This is a genomic window from Frankia sp. AgB1.9, from assembly GCF_016786355.1.
Classification (GTDB): Bacteria; Actinomycetota; Actinomycetes; order Frankiales; family Frankiaceae; genus Pseudofrankia.
In genome coordinates, this window is sequence record NZ_JADWYX010000010.1 from 42,156 (window position 1) to 48,362 (window position 6,207).

General features: G+C 68.0%; 5 protein-coding genes and 1 tRNA gene. 2 read left to right on the forward strand and 4 right to left on the reverse strand.

Features of this window, described 5'->3' with window-relative positions; genetic code table 11:
* Positions 1 to 5: 5 nt before the first annotated feature.
* A complete protein-coding gene (locus tag I6A60_RS05520) occupies positions 6 to 1,589 on the reverse strand; it encodes an Hsp70 family protein (protein ID WP_203018719.1) in 1,584 nt (527 codons plus the stop codon).
* Complete coding sequence (gene grpE, locus I6A60_RS05525; protein WP_203018721.1) at positions 1,582 to 2,115, reverse strand: nucleotide exchange factor GrpE; 534 nt, start codon at positions 2,113 to 2,115, stop codon at positions 1,582 to 1,584. The genes I6A60_RS05520 and grpE overlap by 8 nt, the downstream gene beginning before the upstream one ends.
* A 1,801-nt stretch (positions 2,116 to 3,916) precedes the next feature.
* On the opposite strand from grpE, the gene I6A60_RS05530 reads away from it, so the two are divergent.
* Together I6A60_RS05530 and I6A60_RS05535 are read left to right on the forward strand one after the other, a co-directional pair.
* Complete coding sequence (locus I6A60_RS05530; RefSeq protein ID WP_238434829.1) at positions 3,917 to 4,261, forward strand: VOC family protein; 345 nt, start codon at positions 3,917 to 3,919, stop codon at positions 4,259 to 4,261.
* A complete protein-coding gene (locus I6A60_RS05535; RefSeq protein ID WP_203018723.1) occupies positions 4,254 to 4,469 on the forward strand; it encodes a hypothetical protein in 216 nt (71 codons plus the stop codon). Before I6A60_RS05530 ends, I6A60_RS05535 begins: the two co-directional genes overlap by 8 nt.
* A 25-nt stretch (positions 4,470 to 4,494) precedes the next feature.
* Here the strand turns inward: I6A60_RS05535 and I6A60_RS05540 are convergent, their stop codons facing one another.
* Both I6A60_RS05540 and I6A60_RS05545 read right to left on the reverse strand, forming a co-directional pair.
* Positions 4,495 to 5,307, reverse strand: a complete 813-nt coding sequence (locus tag I6A60_RS05540) for an endonuclease/exonuclease/phosphatase family protein (RefSeq protein WP_203018725.1) — start codon at positions 5,305 to 5,307, stop codon at positions 4,495 to 4,497.
* Between the two features lie 700 nt (positions 5,308 to 6,007).
* Positions 6,008 to 6,084 (reverse strand) — tRNA-Phe (locus I6A60_RS05545).
* Positions 6,085 to 6,207 lie beyond the last annotated feature (123 nt).

Below are 6,207 nucleotides of genomic sequence, written 5' to 3' on the forward strand. Positions count from 1 at the left end.
GCCTTTCAGGACCGCAGGCTGATGCCGGCGACCACGCCGGCCGCCTGATCGACGTCCTCCTCGCTGAGGATGGACACTTTGGCCTCGACGGTGATGGACTTGCCGCCCGCCGGGTCGTGCGCGGTCACCCTGGCCAGGCCCTCTGACGTCACCTCGAGCGTCAGCTCGATGGGAGAGCCCTTCGGCAGGGACGGGATCGGCAGCTCGCTGTCCTTGAGGTGCTTGTTGTCGCTGGTCGCGTCCGACTCGACCTCGCCGATCTGCTCGTAGAGCACGACGTTGACGGCGGTCTGCCGGTTCGCGACCGTTCGCGCGGTGATCGTCGGTGACACGGCGGGAATCGTGTCGTTGGCGTGCATGATGAACCCGACGTACTTGTCCTCCGTGCCCTCATGGACGAACTCGACGCCAAGGCCGCGCGAGAGCGCGTTCGTCAGCTGCAGCGTCTTGGAGCCGCCGAGGTAGTACTTCTCCTCCGCGTCGGCGGCCACCGCGGGCGCCTCCCCGTCGGTTGAGATGACCTCGTCGATCGCCGCTTGGCCGTAGATCGCCGCGCCCTTGGCGACGGCCAGGTCGAACTGCGTCTTCGCCGGAGTTCGGCCGAGCTCGTTCTGCAGGGCGTTCTCGATCATCGGCATGTTCGACGAACCGCCGACCAGCAGCACCCGGTCCACCGTCAGGCCCGGCACCTTCTGCTCGGCGGTGGCGAGGACGCGCTGCGAGATCTCGATCGTCTGGCTCACCAGGTGCCGCGTCGCGTCCTCGAACCGCGCACGGGTCACGGTCACCTGCTCGTCCTTGTCGCCGTACCGGCAGCGGACCGTCGCCTGCTCCCGCTTCGTCAGCGCCTTCTTGGTGTCCTCCGCGAGCCCCATCAGCTCGGCCTCGAACTCGGCGTCGACCCGGGGGTCGTCGTCGCCCAGTCCGGCCTGCGCGATGAACTCGCCCGCGATCAGCTGCGCCAGGGCCTCGTCCCAGTCCGCGCCGCCGAGCGCCTTGTTGCCATCGATCGCGATGACTTCGATCTTGCCGGCCTCGGCCCGGATGACCGTCGTGTCGAAGGTTCCGCCGCCAAGGTCGTAGACGAGCAGCGTCTCCGGCTGCTCGCCACCGATACGAAGCGACAGTGCCGCCGCGACGGGCTCGGTGACGATGCCGACGACCTCAAGGCCCGCGATCTTGCCGGCCTGCTTGGTCGCCTCCCGCTCCTGGATGCCGAAATACGCCGGGACGGTGATGACGACCTTGCTGACCTCCTCGCCCGTCTCGGCGTTGGCGAACGCCACGAGCTCCTTGAGGATGAGCGCCGAGATGCTCTCTGGCGTGTGCTTCTGCCCACGGAAATCCAGCGGGTAATCCGTCCCCATATGCCGCTTGATGAGCGAGCACGCGTTGTCAGGGTCGCGCAGCTGAAGGCGCTTCGCCTCGGCACCCACGATCACGTCGCTGTCGCCCTCGAAGTACACGACCGAGGGCGTCGTCGGGAGGCTGTCATTGTTGAGCAGCTGCTCCGCCTGACCGAGATCGTTGATGCGCGCGATGACGGAGTAGGTCGTTCCGAGGTCGATGCCGTACACGCCGTCAGTCAAGGGATGCTCCTTCGCCGCGCTCGCGCGCCAGGTCCGAGCCCGCCGATGCGTCGGCGGCGGGCGGTTCATAGCGGAAGATGCTGACCTGGGCCGGCAGGAATACCCTTGTGGCGCCCACGTAAGTGAAGCCCTGCCGCAGGACACGGTGGATGTGGCCGTCCTGGCCAGGGTCGTCGGTCGAAACGACTCCTGAGGCGTGGTGCCGCTTCGCGTCGAACCGGACAGACGGCGCGGCCGCCACGGACTCGATGTCGAGCAGCCCGAGGGCTTCCTCGATGGCGACCGCGAAGTAGCTGAGGTCCTTCTCTGCCGTTTCGCCGCGTTCCCGGGCGGCCTGCGCGGCCTGGGCGGCCTGCGCGTGCAGCGTGGCGATGCGCTGGATGAGTGGCCGCAGCAAGGCCTGGATCTGGTCGCCCTGCAGCCGCTCGATGCGACTCTGCATCTGCTGGACGATGTTCTCGTAGTTCTGCGCCCGGGTGTGAAACGCCTGGGCCTGCTGCTCCACCGCGCGCAGCGCCGCCACCATCTCCAAGGCGATCAGGGAATCCGCGGCTACCGGTGGATCCGCCGCTGGGTGTTCGGCCGGGACGGCCGCGTAGGGTCCGGCGGGCGCGGACCGCGGGTACGACGCCGCTTCGGTTCCGTCGGCGGCCGGCGCCGTCGTCGCCAGCGGCCCGTGTTCGGGCGCCGGGTCGCCGACGAGCCCGGGGCGTGGACCCACGCTCGACGCTGTGTCGGATGCTTCCGCCACACATACCTCCTGGCCAGCGAAGCTCGGCTGTCCCCGAGCCATGGAACGAATGCCTTGTCGCCAAGCGTCCCGCACTCGGGCACGGCGCCCTGTTCTGCTGGAGCCTCGGTAGCTTGCCGGAGCGGTCTCAGCGGCGATTTCCGGGTGACCGGGCGGTACCGGGCACCCGGCTATCAGACACCTTCGCGTTTCGCAGGTAGAAAGCGCCTGGTCAGGCGTCGGAGCTGGTCATGACGGGCAAGATTCATGCCGGGCGGCCGATTCTTGGTGCGCGGGGCGGCGGGGGTCTGTAGGCAGGTCCTGGCCGTCCAGGAGACGGAGGGCCAGGTGGCCTGGTGGAAGCCCTGTGAGGGACCGCGAAGATGGGTCGCGGCGCCGGCAGTTCAGTACGTGGCAACGGGCGCGGGGATATCGGACGCGCCCCGCACGCCGTCGCGGCTTAAGGGCCCTACCGTCGTGGCTGGTCACGCCCGCAGCTGAGCAGACAGAAAAATTCTGGCACGGCAAAAAATGGCACGACACCCCCGTGGTCGCGACCGGCGCACTTGTTCGCTGGCACTGTACTCCACAGTGTGGCATGACGATGGCGGGCAGCGACAACGACGCATCGGAGCTGCTGGAAAGCCAACTATGGTGCCGTCGGCAGCGCGGCCTGGCCGTACTCGGCCGCCGCGCACGGACACCTTGATAGCGCCGCGACTCTGTAAACGCCCTGTTGAGGGGTTCGAGGCCGATGACCAGGCGACGTCACAAACTGTTGTCAGTCTCCAGCCGCAGGCCGGCCAGGTCATGCGGTCGGCGCCGCAGGCAGAGACCTCGCGGGGATCCTGGTCAGAACACGTCAGCTGTGAATCAGGCTCGTCCATCAGCTGACGGCCCCCTCGGCACCGCCGCCCGAGCCTTCGGCGCCTACGGTGCATGCTGGTCCGTCAGAGTGGTGACACGCCCATTGCTCGCCCGTGTTTTGCCGGATGGCCGCTCGACGGCCCGGCGAGGGCGGGACGCGGCAGTGACGCGCAGAAAGGCAAGCTGCGAGACGGACGGCCGGCTTCGACGCCGTCACACCGTCCGTCATCGACGCGATCTGGCGGGAGACCAGACAGTTCAGGGAGACGCTGCACCGCCGCGTCGGGGTCCGCTGGTGCGGCCTGGGGCCGGCCGACCGGCGGAAGGCCGGCCGGAACGGTGCCTGCCGGAGCCGCGGGTGCCTTCGCGACGGATCCGGGCCGCATCCTCGCGGCGCGGTCATTGCGGGAGCCTGTCGTAGACGTCGTCGGGAATCGGGGGCAGCGGAACCCGGAGAAAGCGAATACCCTGCATGCACGACCCACTTGGCGGTCTCGGGGTGAAAGTCCAAGCGACAGTAAGCGTAGAGGCTTTCGGGGCCCTGGTGGACGTCGACCTCGATGATCTTCCGCTTCCCTGTGAAGCGCACACGGCTATGCGGCCCCGGCGCCATACCCGTCAGAAGCCGCTACGTTCAATACAGTGCGGAATCCGACAGAGGGCGTCACAATCCCGAGAATGTGTGCGACGGCACGCGAGTCCGGCCAGAGAGCGCCAGGTGCGGAGGACGATGAACCAGATCCAGATGGCGGGGCCCGCGTTGACGCTGGTCGTCCTTTACTGCTCCGACATCACAGCCTGCCGCGAGTTCTACGAGTCGCTGGGACTCACGTTGGACCGGGAGCAGCACGGCACCGGCCCCGTGCATTTCGCAGCGCGGACCTCCGGGGGGGCGGTGCTCGAGCTCTATCCGGCCGACCAGCGTGAGCCGACGAATCCGATCCGAATCGGGCTGACCGTGGAACGCGGCAACATCACCATTCCTCTCTCCCCCGGCAATCACGTCCTCGAAGATCCGGACGGACGACGTGTCGCTGTCACGGTGACCGAGCAGACCGGGAGAGCGAATGACTGACCCCGTTCAGCTGGCGCGCTCGACAGTGGGTGGTGACATAGGCGTCAGCGTCCACTTCTACATCGACTATCGGCCGCACGAGCCCTACTCCCACCTCACCCACCGCAACCTCAACTTCCCGGTGCGCTCGGAGCTGTTAGCACCGCAGACCGCGGTGCTGTTCGACCATCCGATCAAGACTCATGGGCCGGATCAACGAGGCCCGTGACTCCTCCTCCGGCCCGAAGCTCTAGCTAGACCGGAACGAGCAGGTCGGCGCGCAGCCCGACGTGGTCGGAGGCGAAACCCGCGCCGCCAGGCATCGACACTTTCTCCGCCAGCAGCAGCTCGGCGCGCTTCACGGCGAGTGGCTCGCTGGCCAGGATGAAGTCGATGCACTGCGGTTCGCGCCCGCCGCTGAGGTATTCGGCGTGAAAGGTCGGCGGGCACTGCTGGCCGAAGGTGTCGCGCAGACCGGTATCGGCCATCAGCGCCGTGTGGACGGCGCTGACACGAGGCGCGTTGAAGTCGCCGATGACCGCCACGCGCGGCCCGAGCCTGCCTACGAGTCGGGTCAGCGCCGCGTATTGGCTCCTCTGAAGCGCGTAGAAGCGGTTTGTCTCGCTCCAGTCGCCATCCATGTTGGCGATCGGATGGGTGTTGACGATGTAGAGGTCGTAGCCAGCGACGCGGGTGATCAGGTTTCCGTTGAGCCCGGCCATGATCCTGGTGCGCCAACGCACACCGGAGGCCTCGCGCGGGCGGCCGAATCGCTCGAACCGCTTCTCGGTAAACGGGACCCTGGAGAAGGTCGCCACCCCGCCGGCCGGGCCGACCGGCGTGCGGGCGAACGCTACATGCGGAAACGCGGGCAAATGGGTCTTGAGCAGCTTGAGGTGGTGATATGTGTATACCTCCTGGAGACCGACGACCTCGACCGCCGAACTCTCGAGCTCCACGCCGATGGCTGCGAACCGCTCGGTACGGCGCGTGCCCGTCAGCGGCACGCCACGGGTGTTGAGCGTCGCGAGGCTCAACAGCACCGGCTCCGATCCCTCGGGTTTCATCCGCCCGCCTCGCCCCTCATACCTTCGCGCCCTCGTCCCACCTCCTGGAGTGCACGCTACTCCCAGTGCCGCTTCCGCTAGTACGACCCGATCGACCCCGGCACCTACCGCGTCATCACCGACGGCGCTCCCGTTCTGCGCGTCGCGCCGTCTATGCCCGCCGTGCGAACTGCCTTGGAGACCTCTGTTCCTGTCCGCTGGGGCATCCCCGAGATCCGCCGTTGAAACGGACGGTCCGGCCGCTCTGCTGCGCACGTCGGCGCAGGTCAGACGGCTGCATCAGCTGGCTCCGTCAGAATCTGCGGCGCATGTGTAGCTACCGATCTAGCAACGGCCGGTGTCCGTCCCGAGAGTCACGAGGCGAGCCGGACCGCGAGTGTGGACGCGCAGATCCTGCGCCTTCAGCAGCCCGTTCAAGGCGGAGCGGTGCCGGATCTGGGTCAGGGAGCGGACGCCTGACCAGGGCATTTGCGCAACGTCGGACGCGCTCGGCGTGGCACCACGGCGGACGAGAGAACCGGCTTGACCGTGCTGTCTCGAAGCGGACGATCTGCCGGAAGTGCCTGTGCAGGTCAGCGGGGGTTTGCGGGCGACCGCCCGCCGTCCAACCGCAGTCGCCGTTGCTACAGCCGTTGCCACATAAAGATCTTCAAATTGCCTCGAACGATCTCAATGGCGAGGCAAAACCGCTGGTCAGAAGTGGTGGGCAGGGGCGGGGTCGAACCGCCGACCTTCCGCTTTTCAGGCGGACGCTCGTACCGACTGAGCTACCTGCCCCAGACGACACATCCGGGGGGGGGGGGGGGGGGGGGCCCGGCGGGGGGGGGGGGGGGCCCCCGGGGGGGGCCGGGGGCGGCGCCGATGCCGCGGGCGGCTAGGGAGACGAGGGCCACCTGCTCG